Here is an 18,142-nt window from a genome sequence, read left to right as displayed (position 1 = left end):
AATAAGATAGAACGCGGATAGCGAAGACAACAGGATCTTTTTGCGACGCACGGTTCAGCCACACCATGGATGTAAAGACCAGTTCCGTCGCCTAAAGCGGCCATCATAAAATTGACGCCATACATAAAATGGGGCTGAAAAATTGGGGTCCGGGTTATCAGCCGTTCGCCATTTAGCTCCCCCAATGCTTCTGATAATCTGGTCCTTTCGATTGTGGCTGCTGAGCCTTTTCTGGGTGAGTTATAATTACTGGTAAAGGTGCAGGAAGATCGGGGCCGACAATGATTGCCTCACCTTGAGCCAGCGATGGAATGAACGCGGCCGCATCACGATCTAGATCGCCGCATGCTCTTTCAATTGTCTCCCGGTCGCGATCATTGGTGAGGCGATGTACAAAAAGTGTTCCTAACTGGCTTAAAACGTCGGTCGGAACATCTCTCGGTCGTTGCGTGGCAATCGCAGCCGTTAGACCATATTTTCTGCCTTCTTTCGCAATCAAGCCGAATGCATCCAGTGACACACGATTAGTCTCATCGCCTATTGAACGGCCCACAAATTGATGAGCCTCGTCCAGGAAACAAATAAGCGGGCACTCTTTAAACGCTTCTTCTCGCGCCAAATTGAGGAGATATCTACCGATGGTATTGAGCAATATCTCGCGAGTATTATATTTGAAACTAACGTGTTCAAACGATAACAAAAGCGCGTTCTGTTTTGGATCTTGAATGAAATTCTTAATAATTTCGCACACATCTTCTCCTTCGTTGGAGAAGATGCACTTCATTTCTGATGATGAAAGATAATTTTCGATTCTGACATTCAACGAGTTACAGAACCCTAGTGCCGCATCATCTACCTTGCCGTAGAATCCATTAGCGTTAGCGTCCTGAGAACTGTGCTTGACGCATTCCTCTCGCACTTGGGCAGAAAGTAGGTGAATATCGAAATCGCAGAATTGCGAGTCCAGCTCGGAAGAATAATTGATCAGGGCCTTGCTGATGACGTTCCGACTTCGCCCAATTTTTCTGATCGTTCCACTTTCCCTTATTTCTATGAAATGATTGTTCTCTTCTAAGTATATTGTGTTGCCATTATCCTGCTTTTTTGCACTAAACCTTAGCGGATTACGCTGTAATAGCGCCGCTAGTCTGAGATTCTTAATGGCGCTTCGTAAATTTGGACCTTGCATTTGTGTTGATGGCGTCAAGAGACCATACAAATCAGTTTCCGAAAGATGTTTGTAAGGAAATCTTACAAGCGGGTGTTCTGCATCGCCCTTCGAGAAACGGTATTCTTTTGCACCAGTAATTTTCCCCTCAAACTCACCAGTTGGGTCGAACAATATACATTTGCCTTTGAGGCGCACCACTTCGTTGACTAGCCGCGATACTGTCCAGCTTTTCCCACCACCTGTTGCTCCAAATATGCCGCAATGCCTGCCAAACAGTTTTTCCGGCGGGATCATAATATGGGCGTCATTTAGTCCAGAAAGGCGTCCCAACTCGATGAGGCGTTCTGCTCCTTTCCCTTCTTTTGTCTCCCCTGAAAGAGCACATTGGATTGCTGACGCGAGCGCTTGCCCCTCGGCCAAATAAGCGCTGTCTCCGATCCTCGGCTGGGTATTAATGCCGCGAGACACCTCTTTCGTCGTTTTATCAATTGTGGCCAACAACTGGGCGCGGCCTTGAGGATCGGTAACGATTTCCTGGTCCAGTTGACGCTCTAACGCTGAGCGTTGTCGCTCCGGAACGATGACTTCAGTCAAACGACCGAACACTATGGCTGCATCGCAATCAATAAAAAGGAAGTCACCTGTAGTTCCTTTGGCGAGTCCCCGTTGTCCGCTAATGGCCAAACCAAGCGGAACCGTCAGTTCAACAGACGCGGCCCCCACCCGGGTTACGGTTCCGACACGTTTATTGGGATCGATCAACGCATAATCGTTTGTTGCAATCATTACACGCCACCCAGTTCTTCCAAGCGCATTAGAAGCCTCTGGCGGTCGGTTTCACCGGATACGGAAGGAATCGCGTCTATCATATCTTCGAAGCGACCGTTCAGTATAGTTAGTCTGGTGTCTCCCTGCTGGACCAAGCGCATCAATCGCGCTTGATATTTATTCAGCTGCGAACCTACTGCTTTCAAAGCGTGTTCTGGTTGAATGTCATCCAACTGCTGCTCTGCGACAAACCCAGGGTCAACGAGTATTAACTTCAGCGAAAGGTTGGATTCTACGGCTGACCAGATCGGTGAGCTTATATGATCGTCTGCGAAGCCAAAACCTGCGATGAAGATAGTAGTATCTGGCTCTCTTAATGCAGATTGAAACGCGGCAAACATATCCAGATAAGGAGTTTCGAAAGCCTCTTGATACTTTGTAGACCTCGGATAGATCAGAACCGGAGTTAGGTCATTTCCTTCGCCTTTAGCTTGCCGAATAACTGCACCACCTGATCGTCGCCTCCAGTCGACGGAGCCATGCATTTTGTACAAATGAAAAACGCTGTCGATGTAATCGGACTTTGTCCCAGACGATGACCTTCGTACGATATCTGTTTGAAAATAATCTCTATTGAAACGTTGTTCGGCACTATGTGAAAATCCGTCAATAAAAACAATGCCTAGCCGCGCTCCAGCTTCTTCCAGACAAAGATCATAGTTGGTTGTAAACAGCTTTACGCGCGGTTTCTCAGCACTTCGCTTTGAAAACTTTCTCAGCAAATTCGAATGAGCGGGCAGGGATGTTTTCTCATCCACGAAACCAACCTCGTTCAGAATAGCGGTTTCGGCTTTCGAAATGAAATCTGTAAGTATCGAGACTTCAGAATCCGGCTGCTGAAATTGTTCGTCAGTGGCCCTAACGCTTAGCAACTCCAGCTTCATTTTGCAGAGACTGAGCAGCTTTTCGATATTGCCTGCACTTGTGTCATCCGGTTTAGGCGGCGGCATGCCGAGTAATTCTTCGGCGATGTCGTCGAAGCTTTGGCCGTTTTTAAGTTTTTCTTTGTCAATTTTATCGCGGACAGCTCTCCACAGTGTCGCCATGCCAGGGGCTTGCCCCTCAGCGCCGCTAGAATTCACAGCGGAGAAAGATGCGCCCGACCCCAAGAGAAATACGACATTTGTAGAATTGAAGGCATTGCGAAGCGTCTCTCCAACCCTGTTTTTCGCTCCAGGGATTGTCCTGCTACTTGGTTGGTTGGGATCCGCAGGTAGGTCTTCCCAAGCGAGCCACCTGTCTTCGCGCGTGTATAAACGCAAATACTCGGCCATACCCGTCTTTTTTTTCCAATAACCGGTCATGCCCCCTCCGATTCGATCACGCAAACTGGACGCCATCTTCCATCATTTATTCGGGCTTAGTAAGGCGCAAAGAGCCTTCCTGTTCGCAACCCAAGCAACAGATAAATGAAAATAGCAAATCTTATTAGCGCCGAGCAAAGGGCCTCATGATCATTCTCGCAACTGGGCGCGAATGATCATTGATTATTAAGAAGGGGAATGATTTAGGAACTCTAACGAAATCACGTGAACGGTTTATCTAGAGTTTCACTTCGGACAACGAGTTCCTTTTACCCAACTTCACACATGCTTGGGCGAGCTCATGTTCCAGCCGTTCGCAGCGCTTTTCCAGCTCCCAAACGTGTAACGATGCATCGTGCAAGCGTGTAGCCAGAACGCTAACATGACGCTCAAGGATTACCTTATCCTCACGAAGAAGTTTGACGAGTTCTGCAGCTGATGGTGGACGCTCGTCCAAAAGACCCTTGTTCATTGCCGCCAATACTGCTTCCCGAACTTCGGGAAACCGGCAATTTGCGGAGCCGATTAATGTTCTGCTTCTACCTGCTTCGCGCGCAACTGTAGTAATAGTAACGCGCAAACAGCCCCGGTTTGCAAGCGCAACATTTCGGTCATCTCTCGGGTTACCACTTTTTATCCGATTAAGAGCCTGCATTAATGCAATCTCGGCATCAGACTTTTGTTCCTTTACTTTCTTAGTGATTCTCATTGTGGATCCCCATTCCGACTTCATCGAAAGTCCCGTTCGCTTCGACGCCGAACCTTTGAAGGATTACCATCGAAGTGAGGACCGCTTTCGCAGCCACTGCGGAGGCTGCGAACTCACCGGCATTTCTATTCGCTTCGTACACGACCAAATTTCTTTTATATCTCGCGTGCCAGAAATCGAGATTATCGGAGAAAACCAGGAAATTTGCACACTCACAACACACTCCTGGCCGTCTCTCGCCGTAATGAGGATGTCGTGCACTGAGGTCGAAGCTCCCTTTTGCCGCGTAGTGGCAACGGGCGCGTTCACAAAGAAATAAGCAATTTCCCCATGGTGACGGCCAGACACGGACGTCATCCTCCTTCAGCAAACGCGCTAGTCTTGAGATACGCTCGTCTTCGGTACCATCAGTACCAATTAATTGTTCAATTACATCCCGCCTTTCATAGATTTTTTCAGTCATGTTTCCGGCCGCTGGACGACCGTTCACGACATCAATTATGAACTTTGAGGCTGCATGGGTGGCTTCATCATCAATAAGCCCGAGCATCTCAGGATCTGTACCCAAATAACCCCGCTCTGTCATTGCAATCGACATATGCTTAAAATGGTCGCGCACACCGTGGATCAAACGAGCGTCTGTGCGAACCATATAATTAGCGAAACTCTTACGCCATTGATGCGTCGATACCCGCCACGACCGTAATTCGGGAGGAATTTCTACATTCTCTTTGATCCACCGGTTCTGAGAAGCACGCAGATGTCCACTTAAGACCCGATCAATCGAATCTGCATTTCGTGGGAAACCCCGACCGTTTTTTAATGAAACAAGCAGCTCCTTACGATTAGCCAAGTCTCGCCAAGGTTGGAAAAGTCTCCATAATACTGTGATGGCTCTAACTGCTGGTGGGATATATTTCGACCCCATAGGCCGAGAACCAGCGAGCCAAGTAGCATCTACAAACTCATCTTGCTGCTTAAATACCCGTCCGCGCAAATGGAAGAGTTCGGTCAGCCCACTTATAGAAGGAGATGTGTTGACACAACTCGGCCAAAGGGCCCCTTCTTTCATATCGCCAGCGAGAATTCCGCAAATCTCACTAATTCTGAGCCCGAGCATTCCCTGAATGGCTATTATCGCCGCATCTCTGACTTTTCCAAATAAATCTCGAAGCTCATCTATAGCTGTATTTTTCGAGAGAGTTCGTGACCAGCTTTCGTGAGGAGCATAAGGCCAATCGAACTCATACTTCGATAGCTCCTTGTTTATATGAAAACTGTAGGAGTTGGATGCTAAATGTGCAACATCCGCTCTTTTTCTCAGATGGATCTCTTGCAATTCAATAACATCAACGGATCGAATATCTAACCATTGTAAAGTTACATTCATACTACCTAGAAAAATAGGATCTGGCACCGGCGGTATGAACCCTCGATCACCATAGCGCCCAGAAATATTCATCACCGCTTCATTAGCAGTTCTCCCGCCAAAAGGGTGATGCAGCATTACTAAATCTGGGGTTTTCGAAAAAAGAACAGACTGTTCATATACTCGACAAAGTATATCCACATAACCCGCTAAGCTGCTTTTGGCTGATCTGCATTTTCTTTGTTCAACATCAGAAATATCATCCAAATAATCAGCGCATACGGTCGGATTAAGCTCCGAGAATTTACTTATACCATTTTCTGCCATCCACCTTATCAGATAATTTATTGCGCTAAAAAGATTGGGATATGTGGCAACTTTAGGATTTTTACCTCTCTGATTATATTTTATTATTGACCAGAATAAGCATTTCGCTTGCTCCAATAGCTCTCTGTTCTCTTGATCCGTCAGAAATCCCCTTTCTGCAAGAGGCAACTTCCAGTGTAGAGCAACGTCTCTACATCCGGCTGTAGTAGCATCAAAATACCATATAGTTTCTACCCAACGACTTTTCTTTGAGACAAATAAATCTTTAAAGAAAGGCAATTTCAAAGGTGATTTATTCTTTTCATCAACTATTGCGTGTGAGATTTTCATCCGTTCACTCCAATTCTGGGAAAGGAGGTAATGCTGGATTATCTCCATTTCTTACTGCCTCAGTAAATTTCGGCAGCCAATACTTCTGAAGAGAATTTAACTGGTGTGCCCAATTCTCGAGATAGCGGACCGGTTCAAGTGCGATACGAGCTTCGTCAAGACGATTTTTGAATTGAATCAAACGTGCATAGGCCCGGGGACTTTCACTATCGATGTATGCGAGTGGACACGAGGCGCAGGCACCGAAAGCCGTACACAGTTTTCCCGATTGCTGGTGCCTAACCGGGGAATTAAAAGGATCAACACATCCAAACCCAGGCGTTGCCGCACTCTGTCCTCCTTCCATTAGCAAGCCGTTTCTCGAATCTGACTTACCGTATGTAAAGATATAGCGGTCCCGCCAAGCCATCGCATTGGAGAGCGCTTCCTCATCCCGCTTTTTTGCTGCTGTTCCTCGATAATGTTTAGCTGTAACATCAAGGTTTGCGTGACCCAAAGCCAGTTGCTGCGACTTCATATCGCCCGTAACCTTATGAACAAAGTCACCGCCACTCGCACGTAAAGTTCTTAGAGTAAAATGTGGCAATTCATTATCGTCAATGAATGATTGTAATGCATTTCTCCATAGAGAATCAGCTGATGACGTCGAATTATTTGTAATCCTGAACGCTCGATGCTTATTTATATCTTTCTTATTGTTTCCATGAGCATAGAAAATGAATACTTTGTCCACATCTCGCGGCTCCACCAGATTACGGGTCAATCGTGTGAAGCGTTCCAGAAGCTTTAAAAGATTTGGGACGGATTCCAAAGCTGTCAACTTGGTGCTATAAGATCTCACCTGGCGGTTCGGCCCGATCACTTTACCGCCTAATTTCGACCTGTTCTTTGGCACCCGTATCTGTAGTCGGTCCTCACCAAAAATAGGATGTTCACCGATCTGCGCCCAAGTTAAACCAAGTAATCCCTCCGCGTTGAAAAGTGTTTCAAAACCTAACAGAACGATATATGGAACGAGGTGGCGGACTGAAAAATGTAAACGGTCCATTACTTCACGGATTGTACCGTAAGGTTGCCTTAGAGACCGACTAAATCCAGGATAAACCTTCGGATCTATTTTGGTATAACTTGCATCAAAAATCTTAACCAACAAGTTTAGCTTGATACCCATTTCTTTGAACGGAACGACACTCCGCGAACGGATATCTGGTAACGATATAGTATTGTCATTAAGTACGTTGAGCGTTGTCTCGCGAAGCGCTATATCGGCAACGATTTCATTTATCGCGGCCGCACGGATTTTTGAACAGGATATTGGGTCTAGTATATTGGTCGCGATAATCTGATGATGTGCACCTGGCCAAAGATTTTTGCTTGTTAGAACTGAGCTAGGCAAGAGCGCTTTATAACGTTCAGATCTGGCCCAGTACAAAAAAATATTTCTAATCTTATTGTAATGCTTCGCTTTCACCGACTTCGTTAGTTGTTTTGAAGGATCATGTTCTATTTCCCGATTGCCATTCAGCCAGTTTCCAAACATTAGCAGAACGTTGTTGGGGAATTCGGCTACGCTCAACCGAGACCCGGTACTTTCGAGATCAAGCGAACTAAGGAAAATTCTAAACTTTGTAAGGCTCTTCTTGAACGAAATACGAGTGGTATGTGCTTGACCACGCCCCCAATCGGCCAAGTAGTCAGCGATACCTAAACCAATATCCCCGAAAGAGACCCAATCACTGAGATCTATTTCCCCAACCGTGTCATTTGGTCCATTATGAAAACGTACCTTGAGCATCCCAGCCCTTGAAATAACGCCAAATTCTTCATTCGTTTGAAGGGCGTGAACATTTGAGAACACCTTTGAAGGACGCTGCGTGAGATGCCTTGGTACACCGTTTGTCTTTCTTTTATCACCGAACGCCATACAAGCCCATCCTGGCATAGTGAGCGGTAATATCAGAGATTGCTGCTTCTTCCGTATCGATATACTTTAAGTATATTTTGCGTGTCGTTTCTGCGATCGAGTGACCTAAGAGTTGCCTCAGCTTCTCCCAAGGCTCACTGTTGCCCCGCAAAACTTCTGATTTGTAAAACATAACGGCGAACGTATGCCGAAGGTCGTGAAAGGTGTGTGCGGCAAGGTTTATTAAGAATGTGACAGGCCTGCCGTCTGAGTCGAGTAGTTTGTCTCCGCTTTCAGGGTCCAACTTAAAGCCTGAGCTTCTAATAATTAACCCTTCAGCCAACACAGCTTTGGTAAATGCTCTCGACGGCGTCTCGGCACTTACCGGTTTACCAACATCTCGAAAATTTGCACAAACCCCGTTGACGAATAGTTGTGTCGGCTCTTTAAAAGCGAGATGGTCCAGGTTATGCTTTTTTGCACAAAGAATTGCCTCATACCGTTCCGTGTCGTGGTACGTCACCAACGCTCTTAGCACGACTGAGGAAACAACCACTTTTCGCGTTGCTCGCCCCTTTGTTCGAACCGTAAGAACAAATTGCTGCCACTTGTCGGTCGAACTCAGTTTTCTTGCTTGATTAAGAACGTCCGATGTAGAGATGCTGGCGATTTCATCTACCCGCATCCCTGTGTGATAGGCGATTTCAGCCATTAAACGATTTCTCTTGGATGGATCCCCGACTTTCCATGGCAATACTGCACCATCAGAACCGAATATTCGGGGACCCAACCTATTCAGAACACCACGAAGTTCATTTACCTTAAGCGGTCTAGGATTATCTTCAGGATCCCGCCCTCGTGGACCTCTCCGTTTTCGTTGAACAATACTGGCGGTACCAAGATGTGGCAAAAGCGCTGATTTCGGGCCAATCGGAAATCTCGATATACTATCTTGACATCCCTCTTGAGGATTCTCCGACAGCATTCCTGTTTGCCACGCCCAAGAGTAAAAATTTTGGATACTAGCTAATCGGCGACTAACTGTACTTGTGCTGTATTGTCGATGGGTGAATGGCGAAACTGATTCTGCCATCAAATACCCGTACTCTGAAACATCTTCAGCACTAATGGCGTCCCATTCCAGATTATTGACTAAAACAAAACGCCACCATTGTGCCAAATCGTGAGCGATTGCTTTTTGAGTGTTTTGCCAACGAGCACTCTTCATCGGCTTATAGATTCTCTGCATTGAAAAAAGGTTGGCAGGCATGATGGGATGCCAATCGTTTGTGAAAAGCATCTGAAGCCCAGTTGGAGTAATCGTCTGTGGCTGAGGTAAAGGGCCAGCAACATCGTGACCATCCCGACGTGCTTTAACTACACGGACATCACAAACGTGAATAGAGATTGGTTCTGACATGTGTTGCTCCTCTCTTCTTCTAGCAATTCGAGTGGATTCAATATCTGCATACAAGCTGCAATTGTCATTTCTCACTGCAATTACCTGTTGCAGCGATACCGGAATAAGTAACAGGATCATGAATGCGAAAAGAAATAAATCAAGTATAAAATTAAAAATATACAATTATTTCAATATGTTAAACTATCAGAAAAACAAATTGTTAATCTAACAAACTAACAATAAACTATACTTCTCAGAACAAAATGGGGTTGCAATAAGTCGAGTGCTTGCACGGCAATACCAATTCCCAAATAACTGCTGCAGATCGTTAGATGAACTCGTAGTGCAAATTCGGATTTCACGAGAGGAAGCACTTTTCAAGTAAGAGTCAGCGCAAACTTTGATCGCCACGCGAGAATTCAAAATTCCAAGCGGCGATGCCGCCTAGAATTTCCAATTCTCTTGTGACGATGCTGAAAAGAGGGTGATTGAACGTAGCGCAGATATAAGGAAAGCTTAGCTTTCTAATCACTTTATACAGTTCGACTCCGTATAAAGTTCGAATCCCGCCGCTCCGACCATTTTTCCTTCCCCTTATTGTTTTATCTTCACAATTTCCGCTTTGCGGAGAGCGTCAAAACGTTTTAACTCCGCCATGAAAAATGCGGAGGAGTTCAAACTTGAAAAACGTTCTGATTACCGGCGGCAGCCGCGGCATCGGCAAGGCGACTGCGTTGCGCTGTGCAGCAGACGGTTGGTCCGTAGCCCTCAATTACGCGGGAAATGCCACAGCCGCAACGGAAACCACCGACAGCTTGAAACGTGCGGGCGCTGAGGCCATCGCGCTGCAAGGTGATATTTCGCGCGAAGAGGACGTGCTGTCGATCTATAATCGCGCAGAGCAGGCGTTCGGCGCACTGCAGGGCGTCGTGCTCAATGCAGGTATCGTCGCGCAGACCATGCCGCTTGCTGACATGAGTGCGGAACGCCTGCGCACCATGTTCGACGTGAATGTCTACGGCACCTATCTCTGTGCACGCGAAGCAGCGCGCCGCCTTCAGCCGGGCGGTTCCATCGTCATCGTTTCTTCAATGGCAGCAAAGCTCGGCTCACCGTTTGAATATGTCGATTATGCAGGTGCGAAGGGTGCGCTCGATACATTGACTATCGGCCTGTCGCGAGAGCTTGGCCCAAAGGGCATCCGGGTCAATGCAGTCCGCCCCGGTCTCATCGAAACGGAAATCCACGCCAGCGGCGGCAATCCCGACCGTGCTTTACAACTGGGTGCCGGAACACCGATGGGACGAGCCGGAAAAGCCGAGGAAGTCGCAGAAGCAATCTATTGGTTGCTCAACGACGCCCCCGGCTACACGACCGGCTCGTTTATCGATGTCGCAGGCGGACGCTGATCGGGACTACTTGTCCTGCAACTGATAGGTTTCGGCAATGTAACGGTAGCCCGCGCCATCCTTCTCCATATAGGCCACGGACGGGAACGGCATGTGATAGCCAATGAAAGGCAGCCGCTCTGTCGCCAGCATATCGAAGACGCGCTTGCGCGTCGCGACGGCGGTTTCCTTGTCCACATCGAAGCCGACGTGCCATTCTGGCCGCTGCAAGGTAATGACAAAATGATTGGCGGTGTCCGAGATCAGCATCAATTGCTTGCCGCCAGATTCGACGCGGAATATCAGATGGCCGGGCGTATGTCCGAAAGCTGCCAGAGCATGAATACCTGACACGACTTCGCTGTTGTCTTCCAGAAACGTCGTCTTCTCGACCAGTGGCTTCACATTCTTGCCGACAAGCTCGGCCCCGCCCTTCATGGGGCTGTCCAGCCGCGCAGGGTCTGTCCAGAAATCGAACTCTTTCTGTCCAGCCGCATAACGGGCATTGGCGAAGGCAGGTTTGCCGTCTTCCATCAAACCGCCAATGTGATCGCCATGGAAATGGCTGAGCACCACGAGCGAAACATCAGAGGCCTTATAACCCGAAGCTTCCAGTGCACTGATAAGCTTGCCCTGCCCGTTTGCGCGCGCACCGGCACCCATGCCCGTATCGAAAAGGACAAGGTCCTTGCCGGTATTGATCAGCACAGGCGTAAAGCTGTTCACGAACCGGTCGGCAGGCAGCATGTTTTCTTCAAGCAGTGCCGCGACTTCTTTCGGATCCTGATCGATCGCATAAATTTTCTCAGGCGCTTCACCTGCCCGGCGTCCATCGGACAGCGTGGTGATTTCGAACTCGCCGAGCTGGAAGCGATGGAAACCCGGATTTTCAACTTGTGACGGCTTTTGCACGTTGGAACTGCCCGTGTCTGCTGCTGCTCTGGCGAGGTCCAGCGGTGAAAGCGCCATTCCCGCACCGGCAGCAGATGCTGCAACGATAAAATTACGTCTTGAGATGGTCATTGATCGATCTCCCGGCATAATCTGTGAGTAAGAATGACAGGATAACCGAAAATAGCCGCCGATCTACGACTGCGGTGATCAAGTTTATGTTGGCAAGAATATCCTTATGCACCTTGCCACAACACAGCTAAGACCTTATCTAGATGGCGCGCGGGACGACCCGCGCCTGTGTTCGCATAGGGGACGGCCCCATAGGAGTATCCTATGTTACGGCCCATCGAACAATTCGCCACCAAGCACATCGTCAGGTCCAGAAATATTGGCGGCCACGCGGCCAGCCTTGGCGATTTCGTGCGATTCACGTTCTCGCAACAAGCAGCGCAAACCACATCTGACCTTTAGAAACTGATTCATCGAAACAGTCTAAGTCTCTGATTTTACCCATTTCCAAATATGGAGCACTCACAATGGCATGGGTCTATCTGGCTATCGCCGGCATCCTTGAGGTCGTCTGGGCTTTCTTCATGAAGAAGTCGGAAGGCTTCTCGCTTCTGACGCCCAGCATCATCACGCTGGTCACAATGATCGGCAGCTTTCTGCTGCTTTCAATCGCCATGCGCAGCCTGCCGCTCGGCACGGCCTACGCAATCTGGACCGGTATCGGCGCAGTTGGCGCTTTCGTCGTCGGCATCTTCATTCTTGGGGAAGCTGCAAGCTTCTTCCGCGTTGCGAGCGTCATGCTCATTCTCGCGGGCATCATCGGACTGAAACTCTCGTCCAGCTGACACCGTAAAAAGAAAGGGAGGCTCCAGCCTCCCTTTTCACTTTCTACTTGGCTCAGCGCACCTGATCCAGCAATCGCTTGCATTCCAGAAGATCGAAAAGCGCTTCCTGCAAAAGCGAGCGATTGTCCTTGGACGGGCGCTTGCCATCGGCGCCAATGGGGCCGTCATCTTCGCCCTTCAACAAACCGAACAGCTTGCGCGAGGGCTGCGGGGCCTTGATGCCGCTTGGAAGCGCCATTTCATTATCGGCAGCTTCTTCCGCTGCACGCTTGTCAGCCGCGGCCTGCTTCTGGCGCGAGATGACTTCAATGGCCTGCACATCGCCATTGCCCAGAGCAATGATAAACTGCGGATTGTTTTCGCGCAGCAGACGCTGCACGCCCTTGATCGTGTAGCCTTGATCGTAGAGCAGATGGCGAATGCCCTTGAGCAGCTCGACATCGATTGGACGATAATAGCGGCGACCGCCGCCACGCTTCATCGGCTTGATCTGTGTAAAGCGCGTTTCCCAGAAACGCAGCACATGCTGGGGAAGATCGAGATCCTCCGCAACCTCACTGATCGTCCTGAATGCATCAGGGCTTTTATCCATCCACCTGCCCTTTCCAGCAGCAACGGCCCGCTCGTCGAGCGATCCATATAGGCTTTGAAATTCCACTTGCGGTCCGCACGATACGCAGACAGTGACAATAAGGCGGAATGCCACCAGCTTTTCAAAAACCGTGGCCTACTTATACTGTCCGAACGCCGATTGAAACCCGATGGCGTTTCACGCTGAAACTCTTTCCGAAAAGCCTATGCGCTATCGGATTCGAATATTAGCGAAATGATTCGTTCCACTATATCCATTATATAATATCAGAGCTTTATACGCATCCCTTCACGTGGATGCGGCCCAACAACCGGTTTTTGGGAAGGACGCGGGCAATAGCAGGTTAGACCGCAACGCCTTCCGGCGAAGCAGACCACCTATCCGCGATAACAATAAATGGACGGCAACCTAACAGCCGCCACAACGTGTTATGCGCCAGAAGACGCAAGCCGACGCATTTTACACCTGAGCTGAAAAAACAAATGCCGCCCGAGGAAACTGGGGCGGCATCGATCTGAATTATTTGCTCTTGGTTTCGCGCTTCTGATGTTCCTGCAGAATGCGCTGCTTGAGAACATTCGAAGCCTTGAAGGTCATCACGCGTCGCGGAAGAATTGGCACTTCTTCACCGGTCTTCGGATTGCGACCGATACGCTCGTTCTTGTCGCGGACCTGAAAAGTGGCAAATGACGACAGCTTCACTGTTTCGCCATTGACGATTGCGTCACAGACCTCGTCGAGAATCATCTCGACCAAAGCCGCCGACTCCGTTCTGGAAAGACCGACCTTACGGTAAACAGCCTCTGCCAGATCAGCCCGCGTGACCGTTTTACCTCCCATAACCGAACCCACCTGGTTAGCGTTTGAACAGATAATATCCTTACGTGACAGGACGTTACACAAATAAAAGCGGCTCGGTCAAGCCGCGAGTACCCTCGCGGCGGATCAATTTTATTGCTTTTCTTTTCCGATCCGATTCCGAACGTGACAGAGCGCCCCTGTTTTGGGGGATTTGGCTTACCAGCGCAGCAAAACCGCACCCCAGGTAAAACCGCCGCCCATGGCTTCAAGAAGCACGAGATCGCCCTTCTTGATCCGGCCGTCCGCAACGGCTGTCGCCAGCGCCAGTGGCACCGATGCAGCCGAGGTGTTGCCGTGCCGGTCGACAGTGATGACGACCTTGCTTTCGGCGATATTCAGCTTCTTGGCCGACGCGTCGATGATGCGCTTGTTGGCCTGATGCGGCACAAACCAGTCGATATCGTCTGCGGTAAGGCCCGTTTCCGCGAAAGAAGCTTCAATAACGTCGGTGATCATGCCCACAGCGTGTTTGAAGACTTCGCGGCCTTCCATGCGCAAGTGGCCGACGGTCTGCGTCGTCGAAGGACCACCATCCACATAGAGCTTTTCCTTATGGCTGCCGTCCGAGCGCAAATTTGCAGCCAGAACACCACGATCCGAAGTCAGACCCTTGCCTTCGGCAGCTTCCAGCACCACAGCGCCTGCACCATCACCAAACAGAACGCAGGTCGTGCGGTCGGTCCAGTCGAGAATACGCGAGAAGGTTTCCGCGCCGATGACCAGAACGCGCTCGGCCATGCCGCCGCGAATATAAAGATCAGCTGTCGTAATGGCATAGATGAAGCCGCTGCACACGGCCTGCATGTCAAAAGCGAAGCCCGAGGTGATGCCAAGCTCACGCTGGATTTCCACAGCGCTGGCCGGGAACGTGTTGTTCGGCGTGGAGGTGGCGACCAGAACGAGATCGATATCCGATGGCTGCAGGCCAGCATTTTCGATTGCGGCGCGCGCGGCGGCAGCACCCAGCGACACCGTGGTTTCGTCATCGCCTGCAATATGGCGTTCGCGAATGCCCGTGCGCTGCACGATCCATTCGTCCGAGGTCTCTATGACACCCTCAAAGTCGGTGTTTTTCATGACCCGCTTCGGCAATGCCGAACCGATACCCCGCACGACAGATCGTATCATTTTTTATTCCTGTCCTCATATACGAACGGAACGAGGCTGTTGCCCGCACCGTCGAAATCCGCGCCCACCAGAGGGGCAATAATTATTTGGCCGCTTCGCCGCCTTCACTGGACGAAACATGCGGGTGACTGTGGTGAAAATGCGCCAAATCGGCTTCAATCTTCTCCAGAAGACGATTGCGCACCATGTCGTAACCCACTTCAACCGCCGAGCAGAAACCTTCGGCACTCGCGCCGCCGTGGCTCTTGATGACGATGCCGCTCAAACCAAGGAACACACCGCCATTGACCTTGTTCGGGTCCATCTTTTCGCGCAGGCGATCAAAAGCGCCCTTGGCAAAAACATAACCGATCTTGGCCAGCAAAGTGCGGGTCATGGCCTGACGGAGCAATGTCGCCATCTGACGCGCCGTGCCTTCGGCAGCTTTAAGAGCAATATTGCCAGTGAAACCTTCGGTCACCACAACATCGACGCTACCTTTGCCAATGTCGTTGCCTTCCACGAAGCCGGAATATTCCAGACCGTCCAGCGGCGTATCGCGCAGGATCTGCCCGGCTTCCTTGATCTCGTCGAGACCCTTGACCTCTTCCGTGCCGACATTCAGCAGGCCGACCGTCGGCTTGCGCACTTCAAACAGCGCCCGCGCCATGCCAGCGCCCATCACGGCGTAATCGACCAGCTGGCGCGCATCGGCACCGATTGTCGCGCCAACATCCAGTACAATGCTTTCACCGCGCAGCGTTGGCCAGATACCCGCAAGCGCCGGACGTTCAACATCCGACATCATCCGCAGGCAGAATTTCGACATGGCCATGAGTGCGCCTGTATTGCCAGCAGAAACGCAGGCATCGGCTTCGCCGGTCTTCACGGCCTCAATGGCCTTCCACATCGTGGACTTGCCGCGCCCGTTGCGCAGAGCCTGGCTGGGCTTGTCGTCCATACCAATGGCAACTTCACACGCACGAAACTCGGATGCGGCCTGCAACTTCGGAAAGCGCGCCAGCACCGGCTCAACCTGTCCGGCCAAACCGAAAAAGATAAAACGCATGTCGGGATGGCGCTCAAGCGCCTTTGCCGCGCCGGGGACGACCACTTCAGGACCGAAATCACCGCCCATCGCGTCAATCGATATTTTTACCACTCTTGATTATTCCTGTTCGATCCCTGTTCGATCCCTGCTCCCGGGCCGCGCTCAAGACGCGGCAGGGTTTTTGGCGAAAATAGTGGTTTTACGTTGCCGTACAACAATATTCTGTCAAACCGGACGCAAATCACCATTGATCACGGCTTCTTGCGCCATTCCGACAGCTTTGCGAAGGGCGATTCAGGCTTGTCATCCTCCTCATCCGCATCCCCAAAGGTCTTTGGTTCGGCATCGTCCGGCAGACCGGGCTTGCGGGGATAAGGATCGATTGCCAGTTCGAAGAACTCTTCGGCAACCGCACCGACGTCGATCCGGTCACCGACGAAGGTTTCCGGACTATCGGCGCCATCGGCATCGAGCAGCATTTCACCGCTTTCGTCGAGCTGAACGCGGGCCAGACGCGAATTTTCCGGAACGAAAATCGTATCGACTTCTTCCGCGATCACATTGGTCAGCGGTTCCAGAGTGGTGACGCAGGCCTGCACGATTTCGGCATCGATGCGTCCACGCACGCGAATGCCGTCCTTTTTCCATGGCGTTAGCAGAAATTCGGCCGAAAACGCGTTCACGGCTTCAAGAGCATGGCTGGCGGCGAGCGCGGCGCGCTCCTTATCATCAGTGCCGATAGTTACTGTCACGCCCTTCTGGGGCAGATGCAGAACCGGAACGGGATAGCTCAGCGCCGGTTTGTCAGTCATTTTGTTTTGCCTCTTCGGTATTGTCATGCGTCAGCGCCAGATCGTCGGCATCCATAAAGGAAATCTCGCCAGCCACCAGTGTACTATCGTCGATTGCGCGCAACCGGTCGCGACAACGCAGAACATATTCGCCTAAATGGCGAGCTTGTGGCCAGAATTCCAGATCGGGCCGAATATTTCGCGTCAATGCGGCTGCAAGCGCCTCCGCATCGTCGGTATCGAGCGCCGCACCGTAGGTCGCCACACGACCATAAAACATGCGGGCAAGTTTTTTCATGCGTTTTGGAACGCCCTGATCGCCGATTCCCAGTTCGCGCAGCGAGTGATCGACATCCTTGAAAAACTCGTCGGCCACCTCCTGAGCGACCGCCATGAGTGCAGGATTATCGCCCCGCATACGATGCAGCGTCAGGAAGATATGCACCGACAACATCTCATACCGGCCAAGTGGCGTATCCGGCACATGAAATTGTGCATAAAACCGTTTTTGCCGCGCCGCTGCCACGATCGCCTCGTACACGCGGAGCACGATAGCCTCATTGGCCTTCGATTTGCGGCGGAAAAGTTGGAGAATCATCCCTGTACGACCGTTCCAGTTGCATATAGAAGCAAGGTGGTTTACCGAAGTTCTCCCGACGGCGAAAGTGCCGCGCTGATAATAGAATTATGGAGAGGTCTTTGTTGCAGCGGATTTTCTCAACTGTGCGTTCCGGCGCATCATCAAGCGCACGCAAGCAGCGTGCTCTTCTGGCTGGTACGGCAATTCTGTTTTCGGCCGCACTGGTCGGATGCAACACCGCATCCACGCTTAACCCGTCCGAAACGCTGACCGAAGGCTATGTGCTCGATCAGCAGGCGCTTGATTCGGTACCGGTCGGCTCCAGCCGCGAGCAGGTTCTGCTTGCGCTCGGCACGCCATCGACCACCGCGACCTTCGACAATGAAGTGTTCTATTACATTTCGCAGAAGCGTCATCGTGCAGCCCAGTTCATGAAGCCGAAGCTGGTCGACCGCCAGATTCTTGCGATCTATTTCGACAAGGATGGCAAGGTTCAGAATATCGCGAATTACGGCATGAAGGACGGCAAGCTGTTCGATTTCGTATCGCGTACCACGCCAACCGGCGGCAAGGATCAGACCTTCCTTGGTCAGGTTATCCAGGGCGTTTCCAAGGCCCCGACCTCTGTGCCGGGCGCTGGCGCAGGTGGACCTGGCGGCAGCTAACCACTGTAAGATCGAA

Annotated in this window: 16 protein-coding genes; 3 read left to right on the top strand and 13 right to left on the bottom strand. The window is 50.6% G+C overall.

The genetic code is table 11. The annotated features are described in order from the left end of the window. Nucleotides 1-172: 172 nt before the first annotated feature. The 6 genes from FHW03_RS08410 to FHW03_RS08385 form a co-directional block, all read right to left on the bottom strand. Nucleotides 173-1,957, bottom strand: coding sequence for an ATP-binding protein (locus tag FHW03_RS08410; RefSeq protein WP_182520229.1), 1,785 nt, complete (start codon nucleotides 1,955-1,957; stop codon nucleotides 173-175). Beyond that, on the bottom strand, nucleotides 1,957-3,303 hold the full coding sequence (locus FHW03_RS08405; protein ID WP_182520228.1) for an SIR2 family protein: 1,347 nt from the start codon (nucleotides 3,301-3,303) through the stop codon (nucleotides 1,957-1,959). The genes FHW03_RS08410 and FHW03_RS08405 overlap by 1 nt, the downstream gene beginning before the upstream one ends. Nucleotides 3,304-3,541: 238 nt before the next feature. Continuing rightward, nucleotides 3,542-4,012: a hypothetical protein gene (locus FHW03_RS08400; protein ID WP_182520227.1), complete on the bottom strand. Its 471-nt coding sequence runs from the start codon at nucleotides 4,010-4,012 to the stop codon at nucleotides 3,542-3,544. Then, entirely contained in the window at nucleotides 3,999-6,038 is a 2,040-nt protein-coding gene (locus FHW03_RS08395) for a hypothetical protein (protein ID WP_182520226.1), read from the bottom strand. Before FHW03_RS08395 ends, FHW03_RS08400 begins: the two co-directional genes overlap by 14 nt. Before the next feature lie 4 nt (nucleotides 6,039-6,042). Then, nucleotides 6,043-7,962 (bottom strand): hypothetical protein, encoded by a 1,920-nt coding sequence (locus tag FHW03_RS08390; protein WP_182520225.1) that lies wholly within the window; start codon nucleotides 7,960-7,962, stop codon nucleotides 6,043-6,045. Next, on the bottom strand, nucleotides 7,949-9,361 hold the full coding sequence (locus tag FHW03_RS08385) for a tyrosine-type recombinase/integrase (protein WP_182520224.1): 1,413 nt from the start codon (nucleotides 9,359-9,361) through the stop codon (nucleotides 7,949-7,951). The genes FHW03_RS08390 and FHW03_RS08385 overlap by 14 nt, the downstream gene beginning before the upstream one ends. Before the next feature lie 662 nt (nucleotides 9,362-10,023). On the opposite strand from FHW03_RS08385, the gene FHW03_RS08380 reads away from it, so the two are divergent. After that, a complete protein-coding gene (locus tag FHW03_RS08380; RefSeq protein WP_210277212.1) occupies nucleotides 10,024-10,752 on the top strand; it encodes an SDR family oxidoreductase in 729 nt (242 codons plus the stop codon). Nucleotides 10,753-10,758: 6 nt separating this feature from the next. On the opposite strand, the gene FHW03_RS08375 is transcribed toward FHW03_RS08380, so the two are convergent. After that, nucleotides 10,759-11,754, bottom strand: a complete 996-nt coding sequence (locus FHW03_RS08375) for an MBL fold metallo-hydrolase (RefSeq protein WP_182520222.1) — start codon at nucleotides 11,752-11,754, stop codon at nucleotides 10,759-10,761. 407 nt (nucleotides 11,755-12,161) lie between these two features. Here FHW03_RS08375 and sugE point away from each other — a divergent pair, with 407 nt between their 5' ends. Continuing rightward, complete coding sequence (gene sugE / locus FHW03_RS08370; RefSeq protein WP_078340514.1) at nucleotides 12,162-12,479, top strand: quaternary ammonium compound efflux SMR transporter SugE; 318 nt, start codon at nucleotides 12,162-12,164, stop codon at nucleotides 12,477-12,479. A 52-nt stretch (nucleotides 12,480-12,531) separates the two neighbouring features. Here sugE and FHW03_RS08365 read toward each other — a convergent pair whose 3' ends face one another. The 6 genes from FHW03_RS08365 to FHW03_RS08340 form a co-directional block, all read right to left on the bottom strand. Further along, the gene (locus FHW03_RS08365) at nucleotides 12,532-13,071 is read right to left on the bottom strand and encodes a MerR family transcriptional regulator (RefSeq protein WP_109368739.1); all 540 of its coding nucleotides are present in this window, start codon (nucleotides 13,069-13,071) and stop codon (nucleotides 12,532-12,534) included. 519 nt (nucleotides 13,072-13,590) lie between these two features. Beyond that, nucleotides 13,591-13,911: an integration host factor subunit alpha gene (locus FHW03_RS08360; RefSeq protein WP_078340512.1), complete on the bottom strand. Its 321-nt coding sequence runs from the start codon at nucleotides 13,909-13,911 to the stop codon at nucleotides 13,591-13,593. A gap of 177 nt (nucleotides 13,912-14,088) precedes the next feature. Further along, nucleotides 14,089-15,060 (bottom strand): beta-ketoacyl-ACP synthase III, encoded by a 972-nt coding sequence (locus FHW03_RS08355; protein WP_078340511.1) that lies wholly within the window; start codon nucleotides 15,058-15,060, stop codon nucleotides 14,089-14,091. 82 nt (nucleotides 15,061-15,142) lie between these two features. After that, on the bottom strand, nucleotides 15,143-16,201 hold the full coding sequence (gene plsX / locus FHW03_RS08350; protein ID WP_182520221.1) for a phosphate acyltransferase PlsX: 1,059 nt from the start codon (nucleotides 16,199-16,201) through the stop codon (nucleotides 15,143-15,145). Nucleotides 16,202-16,341: 140 nt separating this feature from the next. Next, the gene (locus tag FHW03_RS08345; RefSeq protein ID WP_182520220.1) at nucleotides 16,342-16,902 is read right to left on the bottom strand and encodes a DUF177 domain-containing protein; all 561 of its coding nucleotides are present in this window, start codon (nucleotides 16,900-16,902) and stop codon (nucleotides 16,342-16,344) included. Further along, the gene (locus FHW03_RS08340) at nucleotides 16,895-17,479 is read right to left on the bottom strand and encodes a ubiquinol-cytochrome C chaperone family protein (RefSeq protein WP_182520219.1); all 585 of its coding nucleotides are present in this window, start codon (nucleotides 17,477-17,479) and stop codon (nucleotides 16,895-16,897) included. The genes FHW03_RS08345 and FHW03_RS08340 overlap by 8 nt, the downstream gene beginning before the upstream one ends. Before the next feature lie 89 nt (nucleotides 17,480-17,568). Between FHW03_RS08340 and FHW03_RS08335 the strand changes: the two genes are divergently transcribed. Further along, complete coding sequence (locus tag FHW03_RS08335) at nucleotides 17,569-18,126, top strand: outer membrane protein assembly factor BamE (RefSeq protein ID WP_182520218.1); 558 nt, start codon at nucleotides 17,569-17,571, stop codon at nucleotides 18,124-18,126. Nucleotides 18,127-18,142 lie beyond the last annotated feature (16 nt).

It is taken from the genome of Ochrobactrum sp. RH2CCR150 (assembly GCA_014138095.1).
Lineage (GTDB): Bacteria > Pseudomonadota > Alphaproteobacteria > Rhizobiales > Rhizobiaceae > Brucella > Brucella gambitense.
Note: the sequence above shows the minus strand (reverse complement) of the source record. Positions and strands in the feature narration are given on the sequence as shown.

Bases quoted from the DNA above. Each gene is read 5' to 3' on its own strand.
- FHW03_RS08405 (WP_182520228.1), bottom strand. From the start codon at position 3,303: ATGACCGGTTATTGGAAAAAAAAGACGGGTATGGCCGAGTATTTGCGT.
- FHW03_RS08395 (WP_182520226.1), bottom strand. From the start codon at position 6,038: ATGAAAATCTCACACGCAATAGTTGATGAAAAGAATAAATCACCTTTG.
- FHW03_RS08360 (WP_078340512.1), bottom strand. From the start codon at position 13,911: ATGGGAGGTAAAACGGTCACGCGGGCTGATCTGGCAGAGGCTGTTTAC.
- FHW03_RS08335 (WP_182520218.1), top strand. From the start codon at position 17,569: ATGGAGAGGTCTTTGTTGCAGCGGATTTTCTCAACTGTGCGTTCCGGC.
- sugE (WP_078340514.1), top strand. From the start codon at position 12,162: ATGGCATGGGTCTATCTGGCTATCGCCGGCATCCTTGAGGTCGTCTGG.
- FHW03_RS08345 (WP_182520220.1), bottom strand. From the start codon at position 16,902: ATGACTGACAAACCGGCGCTGAGCTATCCCGTTCCGGTTCTGCATCTG.
- FHW03_RS08355 (WP_078340511.1), bottom strand. From the start codon at position 15,060: ATGATACGATCTGTCGTGCGGGGTATCGGTTCGGCATTGCCGAAGCGG.
- FHW03_RS08365 (WP_109368739.1), bottom strand. From the start codon at position 13,071: ATGGATAAAAGCCCTGATGCATTCAGGACGATCAGTGAGGTTGCGGAG.
- FHW03_RS08400 (WP_182520227.1), bottom strand. From the start codon at position 4,012: ATGAGAATCACTAAGAAAGTAAAGGAACAAAAGTCTGATGCCGAGATT.
- FHW03_RS08410 (WP_182520229.1), bottom strand. From the start codon at position 1,957: ATGATTGCAACAAACGATTATGCGTTGATCGATCCCAATAAACGTGTC.
- FHW03_RS08375 (WP_182520222.1), bottom strand. From the start codon at position 11,754: ATGACCATCTCAAGACGTAATTTTATCGTTGCAGCATCTGCTGCCGGT.
- FHW03_RS08390 (WP_182520225.1), bottom strand. From the start codon at position 7,962: ATGGCGTTCGGTGATAAAAGAAAGACAAACGGTGTACCAAGGCATCTC.
- FHW03_RS08340 (WP_182520219.1), bottom strand. From the start codon at position 17,479: ATGATTCTCCAACTTTTCCGCCGCAAATCGAAGGCCAATGAGGCTATC.
- FHW03_RS08385 (WP_182520224.1), bottom strand. From the start codon at position 9,361: ATGTCAGAACCAATCTCTATTCACGTTTGTGATGTCCGTGTAGTTAAA.